The organism is Streptomyces flaveolus (assembly GCF_000716535.1).
Classification (GTDB): domain Bacteria; phylum Actinomycetota; class Actinomycetes; order Streptomycetales; family Streptomycetaceae; genus Streptomyces; species Streptomyces flaveolus_A.
Genome location: NZ_JNWV01000032.1, coordinates 61,931 through 84,477, shown reverse-complemented (window position 1 = coordinate 84,477; position 22,547 = coordinate 61,931). Strand labels below are relative to the sequence as shown.

The 22,547-nt window shown below is 72.7% G+C and carries 19 protein-coding genes and 2 pseudogenes; 11 read left to right on the top strand and 10 right to left on the bottom strand.

The features are described from left to right. Positions 1-38: 38 nt before the first annotated feature. Positions 39-1,484 carry a xylulokinase gene (gene xylB, locus OO52_RS31835; protein WP_030651235.1) on the bottom strand — a complete coding sequence of 482 codons (1,446 nt, stop codon included), beginning with the start codon at positions 1,482-1,484 and terminating at the stop codon, positions 39-41. Positions 1,485-1,643: 159 nt separating this feature from the next. Between xylB and xylA the strand changes: the two genes are divergently transcribed. Then, complete coding sequence (gene xylA / locus OO52_RS31830) at positions 1,644-2,810, top strand: xylose isomerase (protein ID WP_030651232.1); 1,167 nt, start codon at positions 1,644-1,646, stop codon at positions 2,808-2,810. Positions 2,811-2,869: 59 nt separating this feature from the next. On the opposite strand, the gene OO52_RS31825 is transcribed toward xylA, so the two are convergent. The 3 genes from OO52_RS31825 to OO52_RS31815 form a co-directional block, all read right to left on the bottom strand. Continuing rightward, positions 2,870-4,210 (bottom strand): esterase-like activity of phytase family protein, encoded by a 1,341-nt coding sequence (locus tag OO52_RS31825; RefSeq protein WP_030651230.1) that lies wholly within the window; start codon positions 4,208-4,210, stop codon positions 2,870-2,872. Positions 4,211-4,339: 129 nt separating this feature from the next. Next, complete coding sequence (locus tag OO52_RS31820) at positions 4,340-5,623, bottom strand: SWF or SNF family helicase (RefSeq protein ID WP_030651228.1); 1,284 nt, start codon at positions 5,621-5,623, stop codon at positions 4,340-4,342. Further along, positions 5,620-8,478, bottom strand: a complete 2,859-nt coding sequence (locus OO52_RS31815) for a DEAD/DEAH box helicase (protein ID WP_030651227.1) — start codon at positions 8,476-8,478, stop codon at positions 5,620-5,622. Before OO52_RS31815 ends, OO52_RS31820 begins: the two co-directional genes overlap by 4 nt. Positions 8,479-9,219: 741 nt before the next feature. On the opposite strand from OO52_RS31815, the gene OO52_RS31810 reads away from it, so the two are divergent. Next, entirely contained in the window at positions 9,220-9,402 is a 183-nt protein-coding gene (locus OO52_RS31810) for a hypothetical protein (RefSeq protein WP_014671229.1), read from the top strand. A 179-nt stretch (positions 9,403-9,581) separates the two neighbouring features. On the opposite strand, the gene OO52_RS31805 is transcribed toward OO52_RS31810, so the two are convergent. Both OO52_RS31805 and OO52_RS31800 read right to left on the bottom strand, forming a co-directional pair. After that, complete coding sequence (locus OO52_RS31805) at positions 9,582-10,421, bottom strand: hypothetical protein (protein WP_030651226.1); 840 nt, start codon at positions 10,419-10,421, stop codon at positions 9,582-9,584. 143 nt (positions 10,422-10,564) lie between these two features. Continuing rightward, positions 10,565-10,861 carry a hypothetical protein gene (locus OO52_RS31800; protein WP_030651224.1) on the bottom strand — a complete coding sequence of 99 codons (297 nt, stop codon included), beginning with the start codon at positions 10,859-10,861 and terminating at the stop codon, positions 10,565-10,567. 124 nt (positions 10,862-10,985) lie between these two features. Here OO52_RS31800 and OO52_RS54720 point away from each other — a divergent pair. Then, a pseudogene (locus OO52_RS54720) lies at positions 10,986-11,875 on the top strand (oxygenase MpaB family protein). On the opposite strand, the gene OO52_RS31790 reads toward OO52_RS54720, so the two are convergent. Continuing rightward, complete coding sequence (locus OO52_RS31790; RefSeq protein WP_030651222.1) at positions 11,852-12,385, bottom strand: PadR family transcriptional regulator; 534 nt, start codon at positions 12,383-12,385, stop codon at positions 11,852-11,854. The pseudogene OO52_RS54720 and the gene OO52_RS31790 overlap by 24 nt on opposite strands. Positions 12,386-12,491: 106 nt before the next feature. Here OO52_RS31790 and OO52_RS31785 point away from each other — a divergent pair, with 106 nt between their 5' ends. After that, complete coding sequence (locus tag OO52_RS31785) at positions 12,492-13,247, top strand: alpha/beta fold hydrolase (RefSeq protein ID WP_030651220.1); 756 nt, start codon at positions 12,492-12,494, stop codon at positions 13,245-13,247. A gap of 60 nt (positions 13,248-13,307) precedes the next feature. On the opposite strand, the gene OO52_RS31780 is transcribed toward OO52_RS31785, so the two are convergent. After that, positions 13,308-13,907: a class I SAM-dependent methyltransferase gene (locus OO52_RS31780; RefSeq protein WP_037630067.1), complete on the bottom strand. Its 600-nt coding sequence runs from the start codon at positions 13,905-13,907 to the stop codon at positions 13,308-13,310. A gap of 152 nt (positions 13,908-14,059) precedes the next feature. Between OO52_RS31780 and OO52_RS31775 the strand changes: the two genes are divergently transcribed. The 5 genes from OO52_RS31775 (at position 14,060) to OO52_RS31755 (ending at position 19,201) form a co-directional block, all read left to right on the top strand. Further along, positions 14,060-14,833 (top strand): MHYT domain-containing protein, encoded by a 774-nt coding sequence (locus OO52_RS31775; RefSeq protein ID WP_030651217.1) that lies wholly within the window; start codon positions 14,060-14,062, stop codon positions 14,831-14,833. A 47-nt stretch (positions 14,834-14,880) separates the two neighbouring features. Then, on the top strand, positions 14,881-17,502 hold the full coding sequence (locus OO52_RS31770; protein ID WP_199819988.1) for a sensor histidine kinase: 2,622 nt from the start codon (positions 14,881-14,883) through the stop codon (positions 17,500-17,502). After that, positions 17,499-17,936 (top strand): roadblock/LC7 domain-containing protein, encoded by a 438-nt coding sequence (locus OO52_RS31765; RefSeq protein WP_030651213.1) that lies wholly within the window; start codon positions 17,499-17,501, stop codon positions 17,934-17,936. The genes OO52_RS31770 and OO52_RS31765 overlap by 4 nt, the downstream gene beginning before the upstream one ends. 18 nt (positions 17,937-17,954) lie before the next feature. Then, on the top strand, positions 17,955-18,368 hold the full coding sequence (locus tag OO52_RS31760) for a DUF742 domain-containing protein (RefSeq protein ID WP_030651212.1): 414 nt from the start codon (positions 17,955-17,957) through the stop codon (positions 18,366-18,368). Between the two features lie 230 nt (positions 18,369-18,598). Then, entirely contained in the window at positions 18,599-19,201 is a 603-nt protein-coding gene (locus OO52_RS31755; RefSeq protein WP_030651209.1) for a GTP-binding protein, read from the top strand. Positions 19,202-19,210: 9 nt separating this feature from the next. On the opposite strand, the gene OO52_RS31750 is transcribed toward OO52_RS31755, so the two are convergent. Next, entirely contained in the window at positions 19,211-19,639 is a 429-nt protein-coding gene (locus OO52_RS31750; RefSeq protein ID WP_030651207.1) for a PPOX class F420-dependent oxidoreductase, read from the bottom strand. A 91-nt stretch (positions 19,640-19,730) separates the two neighbouring features. Between OO52_RS31750 and OO52_RS31745 the strand changes: the two genes are divergently transcribed. Together OO52_RS31745 and OO52_RS53115 are read left to right on the top strand one after the other, a co-directional pair. Beyond that, positions 19,731-20,144, top strand: coding sequence for a roadblock/LC7 domain-containing protein (locus OO52_RS31745; RefSeq protein WP_030651205.1), 414 nt, complete (start codon positions 19,731-19,733; stop codon positions 20,142-20,144). Positions 20,145-20,270: 126 nt separating this feature from the next. Beyond that, positions 20,271-21,107: pseudogene (locus OO52_RS53115) on the top strand (DUF6397 family protein); the annotation flags it as partial. A gap of 573 nt (positions 21,108-21,680) precedes the next feature. Here the strand turns inward: OO52_RS53115 and OO52_RS31735 are convergent. Next, positions 21,681-22,547: an acyl-CoA thioesterase gene (locus OO52_RS31735; RefSeq protein ID WP_030651200.1), complete on the bottom strand. Its 867-nt coding sequence runs from the start codon at positions 22,545-22,547 to the stop codon at positions 21,681-21,683.

The following is a 22,547-nucleotide window of genomic DNA, read 5'->3' as shown; positions in this document are numbered from 1 at the left end:
CTCGGTGTCTGCCGTCCGGCTGGTCGCGGGCGGCTCGGTCACTCGGTGTCCGTCCCCCGCTCCAGCAGCGGGGCCGCGTCGGAGAGTACCCCGGTGATCCGGTCCAGCGTCGTCCGGTCCCGCTCCACGGGCTCCAGGACCGGGCCCGCCGCCGTGTTCCAGCGGCGAGCGACCGCCGCGGGATCCTCGCCGGTCAGCAGCCCGGCCGCCTGGGCCGCCGCACCCAGGGCGACCAGTTCCCTGGCCTCCGGGACCTGGACGGGCCGTCCCGAGAGCCGGCGCACGGTCTGCTGCCAGGCCGTCCCGCGGGCACCGCCGCCGATCAGGAGCAGCGGGGTGTCGCGGTCCGCGTCCTCGTCCAGGACCAGGTCGAGAGCCCCGAGCAGCGCGTGCACCGCGCCGTCGTACGCGGCCTGCAGGAGCTGGCCCGCGGTGGTGTCGTGCCGCAGACCGTGCAGCACGCCGGAGGCGCGCGGCAGGTTCGGGGTGCGCTCGCCGTCCAGGTACGGCAGCAGGGTCACGGAGCCGCCGGATTCCACCGCCTCGCGGTCCAGGCCCAGCAGGGCCGCGACGCGGTCCACCGCGAGGGTGCAGTTCAGGGTGCAGGCCAGGGGGAGCCAGTCCCCGCGCGCGTCGGCGAATCCCGCCACCGTGCCGGTCGGATCGGCGGGGCGGTGCCGGGAGACGGCGTAGACCGTGCCGGACGTGCCGAGGCTCAGCACCGGCGTGCCGGGCCGCAGGCCGAGGCCCAGGGCCGCCGCCGCGTTGTCGCCGGTGCCCGGCGCCACCAGCGTGCCCTTCGAGAACGGCAGATCATGGCTGTCACGCACGGTGCCGGCCACCTCACCGGGCCGCACCACACGGGGCAGCAGCGCCGGGTCCAGGCCGACGTGCGCGAGGGTCTCCGCGTCGTACGACTCCGTCCCGGACGCCCACCAGCCGGTGCCGGAGGCGTCGCCGCGGTCGGTCGTGCCCTGCCCGGTCAGGCGCTCGGTGAGGTAGTCGTGGGGGAGCCGCACCGCCCGGGTCGCGCGGACGGCCTCCGGCTCGTGCTCGGCGAGCCACGCCCACTTGGTGACCGTGAAGGACGCCCCGGGCACGCTGCCGGCGCGCTCCGCCCAGCCCTTCGGGCCGCCCAGCTCCTCCACCAGACGGCGGGCCTGCGGCGCCGAGCGGACGTCGTTCCACAGCAGCGCCGGACGCACCGGCTCGCCGTGCTCGTCCAGGGTGACCAGGCCGTGCTGCTGGCCGCCGATCGACACCGCCGCCGCCTCGTGCGCCGCGTCACCGCACTGGCGCAGCGCCTCGCACAGCGCGTCCCACCACTGACGCGGATCGCTCTCCCGGCCGGCGCCGGACGACACCGTGTGCGGTGCCTGGCCGCTCGCCACCACCTGACCGGTGGCCGCGTCGACGACCAGTGCCTTCGTGGACTGGGTGGACGTGTCCACCCCGACGACGAGCGGACCCTCGGCTGCTGACATCGGGCTCTCCTCTTCCGCGGCTCCGCGGGATGTGCGCTGGGCTGTGTTCGAAGACACCTTGCTGTCAAAAGACATCTTGTCTCTTCCCAGAGGTGCGTCGGCATACTAATTTGTAAACCGCCATGACGAAATAGTCGCAACGCAGCAAGGAGCCGCGGCATGAGCTACCAGCCCACCCCCGAGGACAGGTTCACGTTCGGACTCTGGACCGTCGGCTGGCAGGGAAGGGACCCGTTCGGCGACGCCACCCGCCGCGCCCTCGACCCGGTCGAGACGGTGCAGCGCCTGGCGGAACTCGGTGCCCACGGAGTGACCTTCCACGACGACGACCTGATCCCCTTCGGTTCGTCGGACACCGAGCGCGAGTCGCACATCAAGCGCTTCCGTCAGGCCCTGGACGCCACCGGCATGACCGTCCCGATGGCCACCACGAACCTCTTCACGCACCCCGTCTTCAAGGACGGCGCGTTCACCGCCAACGACCGCGACGTACGCCGCTACGCCCTCCGCAAGACGATCCGGAACATCGACCTGGCGGTCGAGCTGGGTGCGAAGACGTACGTCGCCTGGGGCGGCCGCGAGGGCGCCGAGTCCGGCGCCGCCAAGGACGTGCGTTCCGCCCTGGACCGCATGAAGGAGGCCTTCGACCTGCTCGGCGAGTACGTCACCTCGCAGGGCTACGACCTCCGCTTCGCCATCGAGCCCAAGCCGAACGAGCCCCGCGGCGACATCCTGCTGCCCACCGTCGGGCACGCGCTGGCCTTCATCGAGCGCCTGGAGCGGCCCGAGCTCTACGGCGTCAACCCGGAGGTCGGCCACGAGCAGATGGCCGGTCTGAACTTCCCGCACGGCATCGCGCAGGCCCTGTGGGCCGGGAAGCTCTTCCACATCGACCTCAACGGCCAGTCCGGCATCAAGTACGACCAGGACCTGCGGTTCGGCGCCGGCGACCTGCGGTCCGCCTTCTGGCTGGTCGACCTCCTGGAGAGCGCCGGTTACGAAGGCCCCCGCCACTTCGACTTCAAGCCGCCGCGGACCGAGGACCTCGACGGCGTGTGGGCTTCGGCGGCGGGCTGCATGCGCAACTACCTCATCCTGAAGGAGCGCGCGGCCGCCTTCCGCGCCGACCCGGAGGTGCAGGAGGCGCTGCGCGCCTCGCGCCTGGACCAGCTGGCCCAGCCGACCGCGGCCGACGGCCTGCAGGCACTGCTCGCCGACCGCGCGTCCTTCGAGGACTTCGACGTCGAGGCGGCCGCCGCGCGCGGCATGGCGTTCGAACGCCTCGACCAGCTCGCGATGGACCACCTGCTGGGAGCGCGGGGCTGAACGCAGGAGGGCCGGGGTGAGCACAGCGCTCATCCCGGCCCCCGGCCGCGAGGCCGGCGTCAGCGGCCCTCGGGCAGCCGGACGTACGTCACGATCGTCCTGATCCCGCTGTCGACCAGGCGGCCCTGGGCGTCGAACGCGCCGGTCCCGTCGGTCATGCCGAAGTCGTTGTCGTTGATGAGCGCGAGCGTGTCGTGATCCACGCGCGCGATGCCCTCGATCTTCCCGGGCACCCCTGACACCTTGCCCAGGTCGACCACCAGGCGCTTGGCCAGCACCGGCACGCCCTGTGCCGCCGGGTCGTCGAGCTGCTCCAGTGACGGAGCCGTGGTGTCGTCGTCCCAGGGGCCGCCGAGGATGTCGGACGTGCGCGCGAGGCTGACCAGCTGGAGCCGGGCGGCCTTGTCCGTGCGCTCCTCGACCAGCAGCCGGTCACCGACGACCGCAACGACCGAGGAGATCTTCAGCTCGGAGGTGTCGTCCTCGCTCGGGTCCACCTCGTCCACCGGGTCGAAGCGGTAGGCGTATTCGGCCGTGACGGCCTTCTCACGGGGCGAGAAGCGCAGCAGACGGGTGGTGCGCGAGGCGTCCCCGGCGTCCGCGTCCGGCAGCGACAGCGGGCTCTGCAGGGCCATCACAAGATCCCCGCCCGGAAGCTGCGCCAGCCCCTCGAACCCCCGGTTGATCTTGCGGTGCAGCAGGACCGACGGCAGCGCCTCCACCACCGGGTAGTCCGCGCCGGTCAGACCGAGCCCCTTGGGCACATAGCGCGCGAGGACCTTCCCGCGCGCGGACACGTGCACGAGCGACGGCCCGTACTCGTCCACGAGCCAGAAACTGCCGTCCCCCGCTCGTACGATGCCCTCGGTGTCGAGGCCGTTCGGGTCGTACGAGAGGGGTGTCCGCGCGTCGTAGGTGTACGGCGCCTCGTCCCGGCCCTTCTGGTCGGGCAGTCCGGTGACGGCCCTCCCGGAGGAGGTGGTCAGCGGTATCGCGTCGATGACCTCGACCGTGCTCCCCGAGACCCGGATCTTCACGATCGCGGGATCGAATCCCGGGACCGGGAAGGTGCGGCGCTTCTTGCCGTCCACCTTGATCTGACCGTTGGGACCGCGGTCGGTCACGGTCCAGAACTCGCCCTCGCGGCCGGCCGGGTAGATGTCGCTGCCGATGCCGCCGAGCTTGATCCCGTGGTCGTCGGCCACGCTGCCGGGCAGCAGCGCGTTGCTGAACGCGCCGAGCGGGATCTCACCGAGGGTCGCCGTCCGGACGACGCGGGCGTCCCCGGACGGCGTCGCGGTGGCCGTCCCCGCCGCGACGAGGACGGCGGCCAGGGCCAGGGGCAGACCCGTGGCGAGGGAACGGTGGACGCGGCGCCGGCCGGCGGCATGCGGGGACATCGGGCCTCCTGGAGCAAGGTCATGGGCTGCCGACACCATTGGGCCCCCGGAGGAACGCCGCACGACCGGGAGGTGAACAGCCGGAGTCCGGCGGTCATCGGATCGCGCCGATCTCGCGATGACCGCCCGTCAGAACTCCTCCGGACCACCGGATTCCGCATCCAGCCGCGCGGAGGCCAGTGCCGTCGCGGGATCGGGATCGGCCCCACCCGCCGGAACCCAGCGTCCTCCTTCGTCGCGGTACGGCCACCAGTGGCCCTCACGCCCGAGCCGCAGCTGAACGCCTTCCTCCTGGACGGTCCACCGGTTGCCGCTCCTCCGGAACGCCGGCCGCTCGTCCGCATCCCAGGCCGTTTCCAGCGCCGCACGCGCGCGTGCGAGCGCCACACCCTCCACCTCCCGGTCCTCGTCGAGCACCGTCAGCGCCACCGTGCCACCGGTCCGCCAGGCGCGAACGGCTGTCATGAGCCCGTCGCGTCCACGCCCCGACCCCGTGGCGAGCCGCTCCGCGACGGCGGCCGGTGCCGGCCCACACGCCAGGCGTACGGCGTCCTGAGCGGCCGTCAGGTCCGCGTCGACCCGTGTCTCACCACGCAGCGCCGTCGCCAGCAGCCGGTACGCCTCCACGGCGGTGCGGCCCGCCAGGTGTTCCAGCGCCGCCGGATCCACCCCTGGTGCGGCCGGTGACCCGGTGGCGAACGACGGTGGCGCACCGGGTGCCGGCGGGAGCCCGGGCAACTCGGGCAGCGGTGGCAGGATCTCGGCAGCCGCCCATGCCTCGGCCGCGTCCACCCCCGGGGCCGGGGGCGTCGTCCCGGGCGGCTCCGCGGTGCTGCGGACGTGCAACTGCGCCAGGAAGTCGTCCTTGTCCCGCCCGCGCATCAGCAGGAGCAGAAACGGATCCTCGTCCAGCAGCCGCGCCACCTGGTGACACAGGGCGGCGGTGTGCCCACAGTGGTCCCAGGCACCGCAGTCGCACTCGGGTTCCAGATCGCCCATGCCCGGAAGGAGTTCGATCCCCACGGCGGCCGCGTCCTCGATCAGATGCGGCGGCAGCTCCCGGTCGAGCAGTGCGGCCATGTGGCCGGCCTGCTCCACGGCGAGATCCTCGAACCGTGCCCACTCCTCGTCGGACAGCTGCGGCAGCAGGACGTCGGCCCGGTGGGCCGCACCTCCGGGATCACGTACGACGGCGGTGACCCGGCCCGGCCGTACGGTCACCGCACCCACACCGCCCGCGCGCGCGAGCCGGCGCCCGGCCTTGACCGCCAGGGCTTCCAGGGCCGCGTCCTCCAGGGCCCGCAGCCAGGCGCGACCCCACCAGCTCTCGGCGAAGGCACGCCCGCGCGCGGGCGGCAGCGCGGCGAACGTGCGCCCCGCGTCACGGCCGTGCTCGTCGTCGTAGCGGCTCATCGCGCCTCCCCGCGCAGTTCCACCAGTGCGGCCAGTTCCTCGTCCGACAGTTCCGTCAGCGCCGCCTCACCGGAACCGAGCACGGCGTCGGCCAGCTCCCGTTTGCGGCCCAGCATCTCCGCGATGCGGTCCTCCAGGGTTCCCTCCGCGACCAGCCGGTGCACCTGCACCGGCCGGGTCTGCCCGATGCGGTACGCGCGGTCGGTGGCCTGTGCCTCCACCGCCGGATTCCACCAGCGGTCGTAGTGCACGACATGGTCGGCACGGGTGAGGTTCAGCCCCGTCCCGGCGGCCTTGAGGGACAGCAGGAACACCGGGGCCTCGCCCGCCTGGAAGCGCCGTACCAGCTCCTCACGCGCGGTGACCGGCGTCCCGCCGTGCAGCAGCAGCGAGGGCACCCCGCGGGCCGCCAGGTGCCGTTCGAGCAGCCGGGCCATGCGCACGTACTGCGTGAAGACGAGCACGCCCGAGTCCGCCGCCAGGATGGTGCCGAGCAGTTCGTCCAGCAGTTCCAGCTTCCCCGAGCGTCCCGCGAGCCGCGGATCGTCCTCCTTGAGGAACTGTGCCGGATGATTGCAGATCTGCTTCAGGCCGGTCAGCAGCCGCATGATCATGCCCCGGCGGGTCATGTCGTCGACGGACGCGATGCGGTCCAGGGTCTCGCGCACCAGCGCCTCGTACAGCCCCGCCTGTTCAGCCGTGAGTGCCACCGGGTGATCCGTCTCGGTCTTCGGTGGAAGCTCCGGGGCGATGCCGGGGTCGGATTTGCGCCGACGCAGCAGGAACGGTCCGACGAGCCGGGCGAGCCGCTGTGCGGCGGCGGGGTCCCGGCCGCCCTCGACGGGCTGTGCGTATCGCGCGCGGAAGCTGCCGAGGCTGCCGAGCAGGCCGGGTGTCGTCCAGTCGAGGATCGCCCACAGTTCCGTGAGGTTGTTCTCCACCGGAGTGCCGGTGAGCGCCACGCGCGCGCGTGCGCCGATCGTGCGCAGCGCCCGCGCGGTCGCGGAGTAAGGGTTCTTCACATGCTGCGCCTCATCGGCCACGACCATCCCCCACGGGACCGCGGCGAGCCGCGCGGCGTCCAGGCGCAGCGTGCCGTACGTGGTCAGGACGAACTCGCCGTCCGCCAAAGACGTCAGATCGCGCCCGGGTCCGTGGAACCGGCGCACCGACACCCCGGGGGCGAACCGCTCGATCTCGCGCTGCCAGTTGCCCAGCAGCGAGGCCGGGCAGACCACGAGGGCGGGGCCCGCCGCCGCGGGATCCGTCTGCCGGTGCAGGTGCAGCGCGATCAGTGTGATCGTCTTGCCGAGCCCCATGTCGTCGGCCAGGCAGCAGCCCAGTCCGAGCGATGTCGTGCGGGCCAGCCAGTCGAGGCCGCGGAGCTGGTAGTCCCGCAGGGTCGCGGCCAGGCCCGGCGGCCGTCCGACGGTGAGGGCCGGATCCTGAGCCGTCAGCCGCTCCCGCAGTCCCTCCAGCCACCCCGTGGGCCGTACGTCGACCCGCCGGCCGTCGACTTCCGCCGAGCCCGTCAGAGCGGCGGCCAGCGCCTCGACGGGAGCGACGGAACGGTCCCGCTCGGTCCGGGCCCGCTCCGCCTCCCGGGGATCGACCAGGACCCAGCCGTCGCGCAGCCGCACCAGCGGACGCTTGGCCTCCGCCAGCCGGTCCAGCTCCTCCCGGGACAACTCCCGGCCGCCCAGGTCGAACCACCAGCTCAACGTGACCCTCTCGTCCGCGGAGAGCAACGACGGAACGGTGGCGGTTCCGGACGATGCGGTGCCGTCGTCCGGCGGGCCGATGGCCGCGTGCGAGGTGAGGCCACGTGCCAGGTGCTTGGGCCAGTGCACGTCGACGCCCACGGCGGCCAGCGCCCGCGCACCCTCGCCCAGCAGTTCGGCGATCTCGTCGTCGGCGAGGTCCACGGCGTCCGGCACGGCGGCTGAGAGCAGCGGTGTCAGCGGCGGCCAGGCCTGGGCCGCCCGGCGAAGCGCCAGCAACGCGTCCGCACGCGCGCGTGGAGCGAACGCCGCGCGCCCGGTGTCCGCACCGGCCCAAAGTCCGGCGGCATCCATGACGTCCGCCGGTCCGCTCTGACCGTGCACCTGGAGGACCGCACGGAAGCGGACCGGAGCGTCGGCCTGTGAGACGGCGTCGTCGAGACCGGACGCCTCCACACGCAGCGACAGCCGCACCCCCGCGTCATGGCCGACGGCGATGTCGTCTGCCCACGCCCGCAGCGCGGGCAGACGCTGTGGCTCCAGTGCCGTGTACGCGGGGCCGCCGGTCACCATCGGGGCGGCGGGGGAGCGCGGCAGCACGTCGGCGATCGCGTCGAGGAAGGCGCGCAGCAGCCGCTCCGGCTCGGGCAACAGCGGCGGCCCGTCCGCCGTGAGCGGCACGGCGTGCGCCTCCGGGGGCATGGCGGCGGCGAGTTCGCGGACCAGTTCCGCATCGCGCGCGGACAGTGGTCCCACGCGCCAGGCGTCGTGATCGCCGGCGGACAGGCCCGGCAGGAGCAGACCGCGGGCCAGGAAGCCGAGGGCCATTTCGTACGCGGTACGCCAGAACGCGGCCGCCCGTGGCAGTGCACGCGCGCGTGCGAGCACCGGAAGGGCGGTGCGGACGGGAAGCAGGAGGACGGGCAGTGGGACTCGTTCGACGCCGCCGTCGGCCGAGGGCAGTATGAGGTCCAGATCTGCCGGCGAGCCCTCCGCGTGTGCGGGCGGAACTCCACCGTCCGGTCGCCAGAAGCCGATGTGGCCCGTGCGCGGGGGATCGGACGGCAGGAACACGACGCAGCACTGGGTCAGTTCGTTCAGGTCGGAGGGTGATGCCGTGGGGATGGTCTGCACAGCTCTGCCGAACTCCTCAAATTTGACTACTCGACCGGAGTCGCCGAGGGTACAGGACGTCCACGGCGTTCCCGTCCTGTCGAGGCCGTGAGGTGGATCACTCCACGATCTGTTCGAAGGGTCGCGTTCGTCGCGTGTACGGGCGGCAAGCGCGCGGGGCCGGAAGAATGTCCGCCACCGCTGTGCCGGACGATCACGGGTCGTCGCCGACTGGCACTACGAGGAGACCCTCGAGCTCACGCATCAGAAGGTCTTCGCGGTGTTCTGCCTGTCCGCGGAGCGTCACGTGACGGTCGCGGCGGGGACTCGCACCCTCCGCGGGGAAGCGCGCCGCATCAGGCGGCTGGGACGTCGAGTGCCATGAGGCGTTGATCCGACGGGCGTGATCCGGCGGGCGTGATCCGGCGGGCGTGATCCGGCGGGTATGTGGCGGCGTGTCTGTTGGTGGCGGGTGGGACGGGGTGAGGCGGTTGCAGCCGGGGCTTGATCGGGCTCTGCGCACGGGTGCCGGGCCATGGGGTCCACGTTCGCTGGGCCCGATGGTTCGCTGGGCCCGGTGCCGAAGAGGGCCACTTGCCGCCAAGTCAACTTGCAGCCAAGCCCGCGTGCCGTTTGGTCCGCGTCGGGAACCACTAGGGGGCGCGGCTCAGGGATGTCTCAGGGGCGGGGCGTGGAACCGCGGGGAGCGGGGGGCCGTTCTCAGATCAGAGAGCGGCAGTGGCCGCGAAGGAGGCGACGCTCATGTCCATGAACGCGAAGATCGCCGCAGGGGGCGTGGCGGTCGGGCTGATCCTGCTCATATGGCTGCCCTGGTGGGTGGCGTTCCTGATCGTCGTGGGCGTTCCGGCGGCCGCGTACCTCGCGCTGGACCCCTCTCAGCGGCGCAGGCTGCGCAGGGTCGCCCGCAAGGAGCTCGGCCGCTGAGGCACCGGCGCACGGCAAGGCGTCACTCGCCGAGCCGCCCGGACGGGCCGGCCGAGCCGTCGGGAGCCGCGTCGCCCAGGTGCGGCGCGGCTGCCGGGGGACCGACCGGGAGGTCCCGTCCGGTCGCCCCGGCTCGACGGCGAGAACGTCGGCGATCTCCGCGACCCGCCGGGCGAGCCTCACAGGGGCCGCACGGCCATCTTGTCGAGCGCCTCCAGCAGACCGGGCAGCTCCGGCCCCCGGCCCACCGGCAGTACCTCGCCCGGCTCCTCGTCGAGCAGGACGAACGCGATGTCGTCGGTGCGGGCCACGATCGACCAGCCGGGACCGTCGGCGCGCAGCGTACGGGCCTCGCCGGGAGCGAACGACGAGCGGACGCGGCCGAGCGGCGGCGGGGAGTCGACGTAGGCGCGCGCTTCGGCGAGCACCCGGCGGACACCGGCGTGGCCGCCGGCCCTGGCGCCCTCGCCCTCCTGTGCGGACTCCACGGCACGCGCCCGCTCACCGGGCACGGGGAAGTCGGCGTCGTCGATCTGCTCCCGCCAGGCGGCCCACTGCAGCGCTATCTCGTCGGCACCCAGCCGGCGCTGAGCGGGCCCCCAGGAACCGGTGTCCGGCGGGCTCAGCGCCGACCGTCCCGCCTCTTCGGCGGGCGGATCGTGGGGAGCGGGCACGCCGGGTGCCGCGACGGCGACGGCCAGGGGCCAGCCCGGCAGGGCCGTCACGACCGCGTGCTCGTCCGGCGACAGCTCGTACTCCATGCCGCAGTCCCAGGACGCGATCGCCACGGCGACCAGCGAGACGTCGTCGATGACCACCGTCCAGCGAGCGCCGCCCCCGTCCTGGCCCAGGACCAGGCCGTACCCGTCGGCGCGCGGCGCCAGGTCCAGCGCCGCACACGCCTCCGGGTAGTCGTCGCCCAGCACGCTCGGAAACTGTGCCGGCGTCAGCAGCACCGCCGTCAGCACGTACAGCGCATCGTCCGCGGCGGCGACGGGCTCATCGTCCGTCCCTGCCATCCCTGCCTCCCCAGTGGTTCGTCCATCGGCGCGCACCCTAGTGCGAGCGGAAGCCGCTTGTCACGACTTCGCGCACCACGCGGAGCTGCAGGTTTCCGCCTGGACGGGGGCGAAACGGCCACATGCGGAGCAGGGAATTCCGTTCAGGCCGCGGGCAGCCCCAAAAGGTCGCGGGCCACCGCGGCGGGCGATTCGTCGCGCTCCCGGGCCAGCGCGACGACCGCCCGGCAGGCCAGCTCGCTCACCCCGAACGACAGCGCCTCCGGGGACACCCACGCCGCCGCTTCCTCGATCCGGTCCTGGTCGTCCTCCGCGCGGGCCGCGACATAGACGGCCGCCGCTTCGAACAAATTGTGTGTGCGCCTCTCCCGGGTACCCTCCGGTCGCCCCTGCGTGGACGTGCCGAGCCGGCCGGCGTACCTGCGGATCCTGTCGAACACGCGGACCACCTTTCCCTGGAACGGGGGCAGTGCGATCGCCCATCTGCTGCTCCACAACGTAGAGTTGGACGTTCGGTGGCAGAAGGGGGATGACGCTGTGAAGCGGTAGGAGCGGCTCGCGGAGATCCGCCGGCTGGGCCCGGTGGCGCACGCGCTGGAGAGCTACCGGATGCCGGATCAGCGTCAGGTACGAGTTCCCCTGGGACTGCACGGCGCTCTCGAACTGGCTCCGTACCGCACCTGCGCGGTGCCCGGCATCGGGCGGCTGCCCGCGCGGACGGCGGAGCTGACCGAGCGCCCCCAGAAGCGGTGCGACGACAGCGTGCTGCTCCTCGACACCGACGCGGAGCACGACTTCGCGGCGTTGGGGGGACGAACCGCGATCCGCCGCATCAACCAGATGCACCGCAGCTACGACATCAGCAACGTCGGCACCCGGTACGTGCTCAGCACGTTCGTGGTCATGCCCCAGCGCTGGATCGAAGCCCACCGCCGGCGCCGTCTGTCCCGGCACGAGATCGTCGCCACCACCGAGTACTACCGGACTCTCGGCCGGCACATGGGCATCCCGGACATCCCCCGGACCTACGAGGAGTTCGAAACCTTCCCGACTCCTACGAAGAGGCCCGCTTCGGCTGGCACGAGGAGGCCCAGGCCCACCGGGTCTCCGACGCCACCCTCGGTCTGATGGCGTCCCGGTGTCCGCGCGCCCTGGCACCGCTGCTGCGGACGGCCACGCTCGCGCTGCTCGACGAGACCCTGCCGCGCGCGTTCCGCTCCCCGCGACGCGGCGCGCCCACCTCCGCGCTGGTGCGCCGCGCCGTGCGGACGCGCGGCCGGTTCTTCCGTCTGCTGCCGCCGCGCCGCGGCCCCCACTTCGCGCGCCAGGACTGGGAGGTCAAGGGCTGCCCGAACGGCTGTCGCGTCGCCGACCTGGGCACGCGTCCGGTCCCCGGTCTGCGCGGTTGCCCGGTACGGCACCGGGACAGCTCAGCGGCCGGCCCCGTCGAGTGACGCCAGGGTGTCACGCAGCCAGGCCAGTTCGGCCCGACTCGTGGCGCGAGCGATGGTGAGAACGCCGCGCCGGAACGGGTCGTCCAGTTCCTCGGCGCGCAGCGGCCGGTCGCCTTCGTAGAAGAAGCTCGCCGGCTCCTCCAGGAAGGCCAGTCGGCGCCGCAGCACGGCTGCCTGCGCGGCGGGGTCCTCCAGGTGCCGCAGGAACGCGAGCAGCGTGAACCAGTTGTTCTCGTCGGTGATCTCACGCTGGGCGGGCTCGGCCAGTCGGCGCTTGAGCTCGCGCCCGCCTTCCTCGGTCAGCGTCAGCACATGGCGCGGCGCGGCCACGGCGCCTGGCTCGGTGGCCCGCACCAGCAGACCGGCCTTCTCCAGGCGCTTGATCGCCGGGTACAGCGTGCTCTCGGCGACGGGCCGCACATGGCCGGTGAGCGCCGCGATGTGGCGGCGCAGGACGTAACCGTGCAGAGGGGTGCCGTACAGGAATCCGAGGATGGCGAGTTCGAGCATGACCGCATTCTCCCGCAGAGATACCTCGCCGAGCCAATACCACCTTGACGGAATACATCGTCCTCGAGGTATTGTCCCAGTGTCGCGGAAAACAGGGAGGGGCACAGTGCGCCAGGCCACGTTCGACAGCAGGGGAAGCCGGATCCGGTGGACCGAGGTGCCCGGGGCGGAGCCCGCCCGGGTGTATCTGCACGGACTCGGAGCGATGTCCGCCGCGTACCACGCGCACATCACGGCGCGTCCCGAACTCGCGGGCCGTCGCAGCCTGTTCGTGGACCTGCCCGGACACGGCACCAGCGACCGCCCCCAGGACTTCGGGTACACGCTGGAGGACCACGCCGACGCGGTGGCCGTCGCGCTGGACGCGGCCCGGGTCGCCGGTGCCGAACTGATCGGGCACAGCATGGGCGGCGCCGTGGCCATCGTCCTCGCCCACCGGCGGCCCGACCTGGTCTCCCGGCTGGTGCTGACGGAGGCCAACCTGGACGCCTGTCCGCCGCCGACCGCAGGCAGCAGCGGAATCGCCGCCTACGGGGAGGACGAGTTCGTCGCAGGGGGGCACGCGCGCGTGCTGGAGGCGGTCGGGCCGCTGTGGGCGGCGACCATGCGGCTGGCCGACCCGCGCGCGTTGCACCGCAGTGCCGTCGGCCTGCGCAAGGGTTCGGACCCGGTGATGCGGACGGTCCTGGAGGGACTGCCGGTCGATCGCGTCTTCCTCCAGGGCGAGCACAGCGGCGAACTCGTGGGCCGGGAGAGCCTGCAAGCCGCCGGGGTGCGCGTGGTGACGGTGCCCGGCGCCGGGCACAACGTCATGTTCGACAACCCCGACGCCTTCGTGGCGGCCGTCGCCGGAACGGGCTGACCCGCCCGGCCCTCAGCCCTCGCGTACCCGAGCGGGCCGGAGGGCTGACCCGCCCGGGCCTCAGTCCTCCCGCACCGCGAGCGCCAGGAAGCGGGCGTCCTCGTCGGTGTACGACGTCATCCGCCAGCCCGAACGTGCGAGGAGCGGGCGGAGGTTGGTCTCGGCCCGCAGGTCGTCGGGGGTGATCCGGCGCCCCTGACGTGCCGCCAGCGCCGCCCGGCCGATGGGATGGAAGAGCGCGAGCGTGCCGCCCGGTCTTACCCCACGGGCCAGTTCCCGCAGATTGTCCACCGGACGCGGCAGGTGGGCGATCAGGCCGGCGGCGAACACGGCGTCCAGGCAACCCGAGCGCAGCGGAAGCGCGGCGACGTCGGCGAGCATCAGCCGCCCGTCGCGGTGCCTGCCCGCCCGTATGGCGGCCTGGAGCATCGCCGGCGTCAGATCCGCGCCCAGCACCACCCCGGAGGGGCCCACGGCGGCCCGCAGGGGCGGCAGGGCCCGCCCCGTGCCGCAGCCCGCGTCCAGCACGCGGTCCCCCTCCCGGAGCCCGAGGTCGGCCACGGCCGCCGCGTAGGCCGGGCCGTCGTCCGGGAACCGGCTGTCCCAGTCGGCGGCGCGGGCGGTGAAGAAATCCTGGACATGTGTGTGGTCGTCGTTCATGTTCCGCATGATTCCTCACCGTCACGAGGGATGCCCTTGTGCGCATGTTCGAGCGGGACGCGATCGTTCCGGCACAACTGTGCGTCATATTCCGGCACCTTTCGAAATGCGCCCCCTTTGTGCGCCCGTGCCCCCGCTAGCGTCCCGGGGCCATGGGACACCTGGACCACGCCGCCTTCGGCTGGCTGACCCCCGCGCTGTCGTACGTGATGGCCTGCATAGGCGCCGCACTCGGACTGCGCTGCACCGTCCGCGCGCTCGCCGCCACCGGCCGCGCGCGCCGCAACTGGCTCGTCACCGCCGCGTCTTCGATCGGGACGGGCATCTGGACCATGCACTTCGTGGCCATGCTCGGCTTCCGCGTCAGCGGCAGCGACATCCGCTACGACGTGCCGCTGACCATCCTCAGCCTGCTCGTCGCCATGGTCGTCGTCTGCGCCGGCGTCTTCGCCGTCGGCTACAGCCGCGATCGCAACCGTGCTCTCCTCCTCGGCGGCCTCACCACCGGGCTGGGCGTCGCCAGCATGCACTACCTGGGCATGGCGGCCGTGCGGCTGCACGGCGACGTCACGTACGACCCGGTCCTCGTCGGACTGTCGGTGCTGATCGCCGTGGTCGCGGCGACCGCGGCCCTGTGGGCCGGACTCAACATCAAGTCTCCCCTCGCGGTCACCGCCGCCTCCCTCGTCATGGGAGCGGCCGTCAGCAGCATGCACTACACCGGGATGTTCGCGGTGAGCGTGCGCGTGGACCCCTCCGGCGACGCCCTGCCCGGGGCCACGGCGATGCAGTTCATCTTCCCCCTCGCCGTCGGCCTCGGGTCCTACCTGTTCATCACCTCGGCCTTCGTCGCCCTCTCGCCCACGGCCGACGAGCGCGAGGCGTCCGCCTCCGCCCAGCGGCCCGTCGAAAGCGTCGCCCGCTAGCGGGACCCCGGCCCGAGCGCACCGACCACGTCCCGAGCGAGGAGGCCATGCGCCCACCCCGTACACCCGAGAATGCCGCCGCCCCGGCGAACCGTCCGCGCGGACGCCGCGCACACGCCGGACCGCCCGCCGACGAAGGCCGCCGCACGCTCGGTTCGCCGCCCGACACCGCACGCGCGCGTGGGAGCCGTCGGCACCTGCGCCCCCGGACCGTGCGCGCCAAGGTGGTCAGCCTCCTGATGGTGCCCGTCGTCTCCCTGCTCGCGCTCTGGGCGTACGCCACCGTCAGCACCGCTCAGGACGTCGCCCGGCTGCGCCAGTCGCAGCGCGTCGACGCCGAACTGCGCGCCCCGGTGGCCGCGGCCGTCACCGCGTTGCAGGCCGAGCGCACCGCGGCCGTCCGCTACGCCACGGACCCTCGCGCCGGCAACGGCGGCGATCTCGAAGACCTCGCGGCCCGCACCGACCGAGCCGTGGACAAGCTGCGGCTCGGCCGGGACAGCACGGTCGCCGACAGCCAGGAACTACCCGCCGGCGTCTCCGGGCGCCTCGATGCCTTCGTCACCGGCGCCGAGCACCTCCGCACACTGAGAACAGCCGTACGGGGCCACGAGACAGGCTGGGACGACGCGTACACGCAGTACACGAAGACCATCGGCGCCGCCTTCGCGGTCGACGGTGCCCTCACCGACGTCCAGCAGGCCGACGTCGCGTCCGACGCGCGCGTGCTGCTCGAATTCTCCCGTGCCGCCGAGGCACTGGCCCAGGAGGACGCCCTACTGGGCAGCGCACGGACCGCCGGAACCCTGCAAGGGGAGCGACTGCGGCTTTTCAATGCCGCCGTCGCCACGCGCCGTGCCCTCACCGAGACCGCCGTCTCCGATCTGCCCGCCGCCCAGCGCGCCGCCTGGCGGGAGCTGACCAGCGGCCGTTCCTACACCGCCCTGGGCGCCGCCGAGGACGACCTGCTCGCGGCAGGACCGGGCGTCAAAGTCGCCGACACGGCACCGCAAGGGGCCTGGAGCGCCGCCCACGCGCGCGTACAGGACGGCATGCGGACCATCGCGGCGGCCACGGGCCGTGCCGTTGCCGGCCGCGCCGACCCGGTCGCCCGCGGTCTGCTCAGCCCCGCCGGAGCAGCCGTACTCCTCGGACTCGCCGCCGTCGCCGCCTCCCTCGTCATCTCCGTCCGCATCGGACGGGCCCTCGTGGTGGAACTCGTGAGCCTGCGCAACGACGCGCTGGAGATCGCCCGCCGCAAACTCCCGGAAGCGATGCGGAAGCTGCGCGCGGGCGAGGAGATCGACGTCCGGGCCGAGGCACCCTCCGGACCGCCGGCCGACGACGAGACCGGTCAGGTCGCGGAAGCCCTGACCACCGTGCACCGCGCCGCCCTGCGAGCCGCCGTGGAGCGCGCCGAACTCGCCAGCGGCATCTCCGGAGTCTTCGTCAACCTGGCCCGCAGGAGCCAGGTCCTGGTCCACCGCCAGCTCAGCCTCCTGGACAGCATGGAACGACGCTCCGACGATCCCGACGAACTCAGCGACCTGTTCCGCCTCGACCACCTCACCACCCGGATGCGCCGTCACGCCGAGAGCCTGATCATCCTGTCCGGCGCCGCGCCCGGCCGGGCCTGGCGGATGCCGGTGTCCCTGACCAACGTCGTACGCGCCGCCGTCTCGGAGATCGAGGACTACGCGCGCGTGGAGGTACGCCAGTTCCCCGAGGCGCACGTCATCGGAGCGGCGGTCGCCGACCTCACCCATCTGCTCGCCGAACTCGTCGAGAACGCGGCCCAGTTCTCACCACCGCACACGCGCGTGCGGGTCACCGGCGAACCCGTCGGCAACGGCTACGCCCTGGAGATCGAGGACCGGGGGCTCGGCATGGGCGCCGAGACCCTGGCCGAGGCCAACCGCCGCATCGAGCAGTCGGAGGCGCTGGACCTCTTCGACAGTGACCGTCTCGGCCTCTTCGTGGTCAGCAGGCTCGCCTCCCGGCACGACATCAAGGTCCACCTGAGGACCTCCCCGTACGGAGGCACCACCGCGGTGGTCCTGCTGCCGAAGCCCCTGCTGCACAGCGGCGCGACGGAATCGTCCACCCGCCAGGGTGAACAGGCCCGACCCGACGAGGAACGCGCCTACGCGCGCGTGCCCGGCACGACATCGCCCCAGGAGGCCGCCGTCACCGCGTGGCCCGACCGGCCCGCCCTGGCAGCCACCGCACCCGGACCGCGCGGCGCCACGCGGACACCCGGACCCCAGAACACCGGGAGGGCGAACGACCCCCACGGCATCCGGCCGGCACCAGGCCCGGACGGCACCAGCGAGGCGGCCCGCTCCCACGACACCCCCCATGAACCGCCGCCCCCCGGCGTCACCGCCTTGAGACTGCACCGCTCGCCGGACGACTCCGAGCCCTCCGACGACCTCCCGCGCCGTGTGCGCCAGGCGAGCCTCGCCCCGCAACTGCGCCACCAGCGCCCCGAAGAGCCGGCCCAGCAGCCCGCCGGCCGCGGCGACGACCGGCGCACCCCCGAACTCGTACGGGACCGCATGACGGCGTACCGCGACGGCTGGACGCGCGGCGGTGGCAGGCAGCCCGGCCGCGGCGCCGCACCGGAACCGGATACGGGCAGTCACAGCAGCGAAGGAGACCCGGCATGATCCAGGACCCGACATCGAGGACCGGCCGGCGGTCCGGCGAACTGGACTGGCTGCTCGACGACCTGGTGACACGCGTGCGCGAGGTACGGCACGCCGTCGTACTGTCCAACGACGGCCTGGCGGTCGGCGCCTCCACCGACCTCGCGCGGGAGGACGCCGAGCACCTCGCCGCCGTGGCCTCCGGCTTCAACAGCCTCGCCAAGGGCGCGGGACGGCACTTCGGAGCGGGCGGAGTGCGCCAGACCATGGTCGAGATGGACGACGCGTTCCTCTTCGTGGCCGCGGCCGGTGACGGTTCCTGCCTCGCCCTGCTCACCGCGGTCACGGCCGACATCGGGCTGGTCGCCTACGAGATGGCCCGCCTGGTCAAACAGGTCGGCGAGCATCTCTACACGGCGCCGCGCGTCGCGGCGCAGCCGCCCGCCGCCGGGTGAGCCGGGAAGGCGGCACCGATGACGGAGAACACGAACGGCGAGCCCCGGGAGCCGGGCAGCCAGTGGTACGACGGCGAGGCCGGGCCTCTGGTCCGCCCGTACGCCATGACGGGTGGCCGCACCCAGCCCGGGCCCACCGGAGTGCGGTTCGACCTGATCGCACTCGTCACCCTCGACCCCGCAGCACCGGCGCTCGACGACGACACCGCGCTCGGCCCCGAGCACCGGACCCTGATCGACCTGTGCCGCCCGGAGACGCAGTCCGTCGCCGAACTCGCCGCGGACGCGGACCTTCCGGTCGGCGTGGTCAGGGTGCTGCTCGGGGACCTCCTGGAACTCGGCTGTGTGACCATCAGCCGCCCCGTGCCCCCGGCGCACCTGCCCGACGAGCGGATTCTCCGCGAGGTCATCGAGGGATTGCGAGCGCTGTAGATGAATGTCCGGACACCGCCGTACGCCTCGCCGTGTCAGCACTTGTACGCCCGGCCGCGTCAGGGTCCGTCCGATCCGGGCACGTTGCGCCGACGATCTGGCCCCAGCCGCTCAGATCAGGTGCACTTCGGTCCCCTCGCCCCGATCCGCACCCCCGTTGTCATGATGCTGCCTTCACCCCAGGAGCACGCGGACGCCGGCCGCGGCCGGCCCTCCCGAGAGAAGTGATCATGGTCTCCGAGCACACCGACGCCGTCGGCGACACCTCCGCCCTGGCGCTGAAGATACTGGTCGCCGGTGGTTTCGGCGTCGGCAAGACGACCCTGGTGGGGGCCGTCAGCGAGATCCGGCCGCTGCGCACCGAGGAACTGCTCAGCGAAGCGGGCCAACTGGTGGACGACACCGACGGGGTGGACCAGAAGGTCACCACCACCGTGGCCATGGACTTCGGCCGCATCACGATCCGTTCCGGCCTCTCGCTCTACCTCTTCGGCACACCGGGACAGGACCGCTTCTGGTTCCTGTGGGACGAACTCGCCCAGGGAGCCCTCGGTGCCGTTGTCCTCGCGGACACCCGGCGACTGGAGGACTGCTTCCCGGCCGTCGACTACTTCGAGCACCGGCACATCCCGTTCGTGGTGGCCGTCAACTGCTTCACGGGTGCCCGCTCCTACGGCGCCCACGACGTCTGCCGGGCGCTCGACCTCGACCATGGCACACCCGTGGTGCTGTGCGACGCGCGTGACCGCGACTCCGGCAAAGAAGTGCTGATCAGGCTGGTCGAGTACGCCGGGCGGATGCACACCGCCCGGCTGCTGGACTCCGTCGGCTGAACCCGTCGCTCAGGCCGCGACGTCCCGCATGGCCAGCACGTTCTCGATGGTCACGCGGACGAGCAGTTCACCCGGTACGCCGTTGCGGGCGCCGTACTCCTCGGCGCGGTCCTCGCCCATGTAACGGGCGGCGATCCGGGTCGCCCACAGACGCACCTCGGCCAGATCCTCCGACAACCGGGCGCGGCCGTTCAGCACCACGAAATGGAACGGCGGACGGTCGTCGTCCACGCACAGGGCCACCCTGCCGTCACGGGCCAGATTGCGTCCCTTCGCCGTGTTCTTGCCGGTGTTGAACACCAACTCGTCCCCGTCCAGCAGAAACCAGATCGGAGCCACATGCGGGCTCCCGTCGGCGCGGACGGTGGAGAGCTTGCCGGTGCGAGTGCCGTCCAGGACGAACGCCCGCCATTCCTCATCGGTCATCTTCTCTGCCATGAGCCCATCCTCCTTGCCCGCACGGCGGTCGTGGGGAAGGCTGGCGGGGAGTTCCTCCAGCCAGGGGGAGACATCACACGGGGAGACGGACATGACGCAGAACCAGGGTCTCGGCTGGCTCCTGGACGATCTGACCGAGCGGGTGGACCACGTCCGCCACGCACTGGTCCTGTCGAACGACGGGTTGGTCACCGCGGCGAGCACGGGGTTACGCCGCGAGGACGCCGAACACCTTGCCGCCGTGGCATCCGGGCTGCACAGCCTGGCCAAGGGCTCGGGACGCCACTTCGGCGCGGGCAGGGTGCGTCAGACGATGATCGAGTACGACGACGCCGTGCTGTTCGTGACCGCGGCCGGCACCGGCAGCTGTCTGTGCGTACTCAGCGGGGCCCAGGTCGACATCGGCCAGATCGCCTATGAGATGACCCTGCTCGTCAACCGGGTCGGCGAACACCTCCGCATCGACGCCAGGAAACCCGAGAGGTCTCCCACCACAGACCTGTGACCTGGCGCTTTTCCCGCCCCCGTGCAGTTATCCACAGGATCGCCACGAGTTGCGACCAACCGGCTACGGTGAGTGCACGGCGAACGCACAAGGCGTGAGCCACCGACTCCACGGGGGAGTACGACCATGTCGGCAAGCACCTTCGACCCAACCCGCCCCGGTACCTGCACGCCGAGCCGCGCCGCTCGCGAACTGGGGCTCAGGCGAGTCGAGTTCGACCTCGCTGTCCAACTCGGCCGCATCCGGACCGTGCCCGACGAGGGCGGGGGAGGAGGCCGGCGCGTGGCGCACGCGGAGATCGAGCGCCTCCGCGCACAGCACGGCTTCCCCGAGTCACTTCGCGAGCGGGTTCGGGTCGTGGGTACGGCCGAGGGTGCCGCCCTCATGGAGATCCCGGCCGGCCGGTTCACCCGGCTCGCCCGCCTGGGCCTGCTCGTGCCCGTCAAGTTCTACTTGAACCGGTATCGGGCCGTGGTCTGGCTCTATCTCGCGGAAGAACTGCACCAGTTCACGGCGAGCCCGGAGCACGCGCACCTGCTCAAGGGGCGTACGCCCGAGACATTGCGGGGCCAGCTGGCGGCCGGAGTGGATCTGCGGGCACGCAACTGGCGCGCACGCCAGGTCGGATTCCTGCTGCGGCAGGCCGACGACCCGTGGGCCCGCGCCGGAGCCCTGGCCGCCTTCCTCGCGCCCGTCGAGGTCGCCGACGTGGTCAAGGACCCTTACGAGCGTGCCCACCTGAGCCGGTTCCGGCCCGTGCCACCGGGACACGGTGTTCCCGGGTCTCCTTCCGCCCACCTTGCCGAGCGCATCACGACGGCGCAGGACGCGGACGAGGTCGGCTGGCTGCGCAGCGAGTTGGCGCGCTCGGTCGACGAGGCCCGCGACGTCTCGCCGGCCCCGCGCCCGGCCGCTCAGCGGGTTCCGCCGGCGATGCGAGCGGCCGCACGGCCCATCCCGCCGATGGCACGGACGGTCACCCGGCCCAGGGAAGAGGCCACGAGGCCGTGGGAGTCGGCAGCACGGTCCCTGGAGTCGACGGCGCCGCCTTCGAAGTCGGGTGCACCGTCCCCGGAGCCGGTGCGCGGGGCGACACCGTCCTTGGAGGCGACGACGACAGCGCTCCCGGAGTCGGTGACACGCCATCAGCGGGAGGCGACGCGGACCCCCGAGTCTGGACCCCGCGTCCTTGAGATGCGCACGCGGCTTCCCAAGCCGGTGGCGGCACAGCTCATGGAGGCGGCGGCAGCGCCCACGGAGCCGGTCGTGCGGCACCCCGAGTCGCGGGGGCGGTCCAGGGAGTTGTACGTCGTTCCCCGGGAGTCGGCCGTGCGGCCGGCGGTGTCACCGGTCCCTCGCGACCACGAGCCGGCGCAGCCCGCTACGCCGCCTTCCTCCCGCGGTCTGCGGGCCTGGCTGCGGCGGAGAAGCGCACGGCCGCCACGGCCCGCACGGGTCTGAACAGCCGGTCCCACCGTCGTCGCCAGGTGCTACAGGGCCCACAACCGGCCCTGTCCCCGCCTTCGCCGCCAGGTGCTACAGGGCCCTGAACAGGCCCTCCTGCACGACCGAGACGAGCAACCGTCCCTTCAGGTCGTAGATGCGCCCACGGGCCAGCCCGCGCCCGCCGGTGGCGATCGGCGACTCCTGGTCGTACAGGAACCACTCGTCCGCGCGGAACGGCCGGTGGAACCACATGGCGTGGTCCAGCGAGGCCATGTCGAAGTTGCGCGGCCCCCACAGGGGCTCCACCGGGAGGCGTACCGCGTCCAGGAGGGTCATGTCGCTGGCGTAGGTCAGCGCGCACGTGTGGACCAGCGGGTCGTCGCCGAGCGGGCCGACCGCGCGCATCCACACGGCGCTGCGCGGCTCGGCGCCCTCGATCTCCTCGGCGTTCCAGCGCAGCCGGTCGACGTACCGGATGTCGAACGGCTGGCGGCGCGCCATCCGCTCCAACTGCTCCGGCAAGGCCCCCAGATGCTTGCGGATCTCCTCGGACACCGTCGGCAGCGACTCGGGGTCCGGCACCTCGCGGGCCGGCGGCAGCTGGTGCTCGAACGGTCCTTCCTCAGGCTTGTGAAAGGAGGCGGTCAGATTGAAGATCGTGCGACCCTGCTGCACGGCCGTGACCCGGCGTGTGGTGAAGGAGCGCCCGTCGCGGACCCGCTCGACCTGGTACACGATCGGCACGCCCGGGCGGCCCGGACGCAGGAAGTACGCGTGCAGCGAGTGCACCGGGCGCTCGCCGTCCGTGGTGCGGCCGGCGGCGACCAGCGCCTGGCCCGCCACCTGGCCGCCGAAGACCCGCTGCAGGGACTCCTGCGGGCTGCGGCCACGGAAGATGTTGACCTCTATCTGCTCCAGGTCGAGGAGGTCGACCAGTCTCTCGGCCGGATTCGTCAT

Coding starts and splice junctions, on each gene's coding strand:
- xylB (WP_030651235.1), bottom strand. CDS start 1,484: ATGTCAGCAGCCGAGGGTCCGCTCGTCGTCGGGGTGGACACGTCCACC.
- xylA (WP_030651232.1), top strand. CDS start 1,644: ATGAGCTACCAGCCCACCCCCGAGGACAGGTTCACGTTCGGACTCTGG.
- OO52_RS31825 (WP_030651230.1), bottom strand. CDS start 4,210: ATGTCCCCGCATGCCGCCGGCCGGCGCCGCGTCCACCGTTCCCTCGCC.
- OO52_RS31820 (WP_030651228.1), bottom strand. CDS start 5,623: ATGAGCCGCTACGACGACGAGCACGGCCGTGACGCGGGGCGCACGTTC.
- OO52_RS31810 (WP_014671229.1), top strand. CDS start 9,220: ATGTCCATGAACGCGAAGATCGCCGCAGGGGGCGTGGCGGTCGGGCTG.
- OO52_RS31805 (WP_030651226.1), bottom strand. CDS start 10,421: ATGGCAGGGACGGACGATGAGCCCGTCGCCGCCGCGGACGATGCGCTG.
- OO52_RS31790 (WP_030651222.1), bottom strand. CDS start 12,385: ATGCTCGAACTCGCCATCCTCGGATTCCTGTACGGCACCCCTCTGCAC.
- OO52_RS31780 (WP_037630067.1), bottom strand. CDS start 13,907: ATGAACGACGACCACACACATGTCCAGGATTTCTTCACCGCCCGCGCC.
- OO52_RS31775 (WP_030651217.1), top strand. CDS start 14,060: ATGGGACACCTGGACCACGCCGCCTTCGGCTGGCTGACCCCCGCGCTG.
- OO52_RS31770 (WP_199819988.1), top strand. CDS start 14,881: ATGCGCCCACCCCGTACACCCGAGAATGCCGCCGCCCCGGCGAACCGT.
- OO52_RS31765 (WP_030651213.1), top strand. CDS start 17,499: ATGATCCAGGACCCGACATCGAGGACCGGCCGGCGGTCCGGCGAACTG.
- OO52_RS31760 (WP_030651212.1), top strand. CDS start 17,955: ATGACGGAGAACACGAACGGCGAGCCCCGGGAGCCGGGCAGCCAGTGG.
- OO52_RS31755 (WP_030651209.1), top strand. CDS start 18,599: ATGGTCTCCGAGCACACCGACGCCGTCGGCGACACCTCCGCCCTGGCG.
- OO52_RS31750 (WP_030651207.1), bottom strand. CDS start 19,639: ATGGCAGAGAAGATGACCGATGAGGAATGGCGGGCGTTCGTCCTGGAC.
- OO52_RS31745 (WP_030651205.1), top strand. CDS start 19,731: ATGACGCAGAACCAGGGTCTCGGCTGGCTCCTGGACGATCTGACCGAG.
- OO52_RS31735 (WP_030651200.1), bottom strand. CDS start 22,547: ATGACGAATCCGGCCGAGAGACTGGTCGACCTCCTCGACCTGGAGCAG.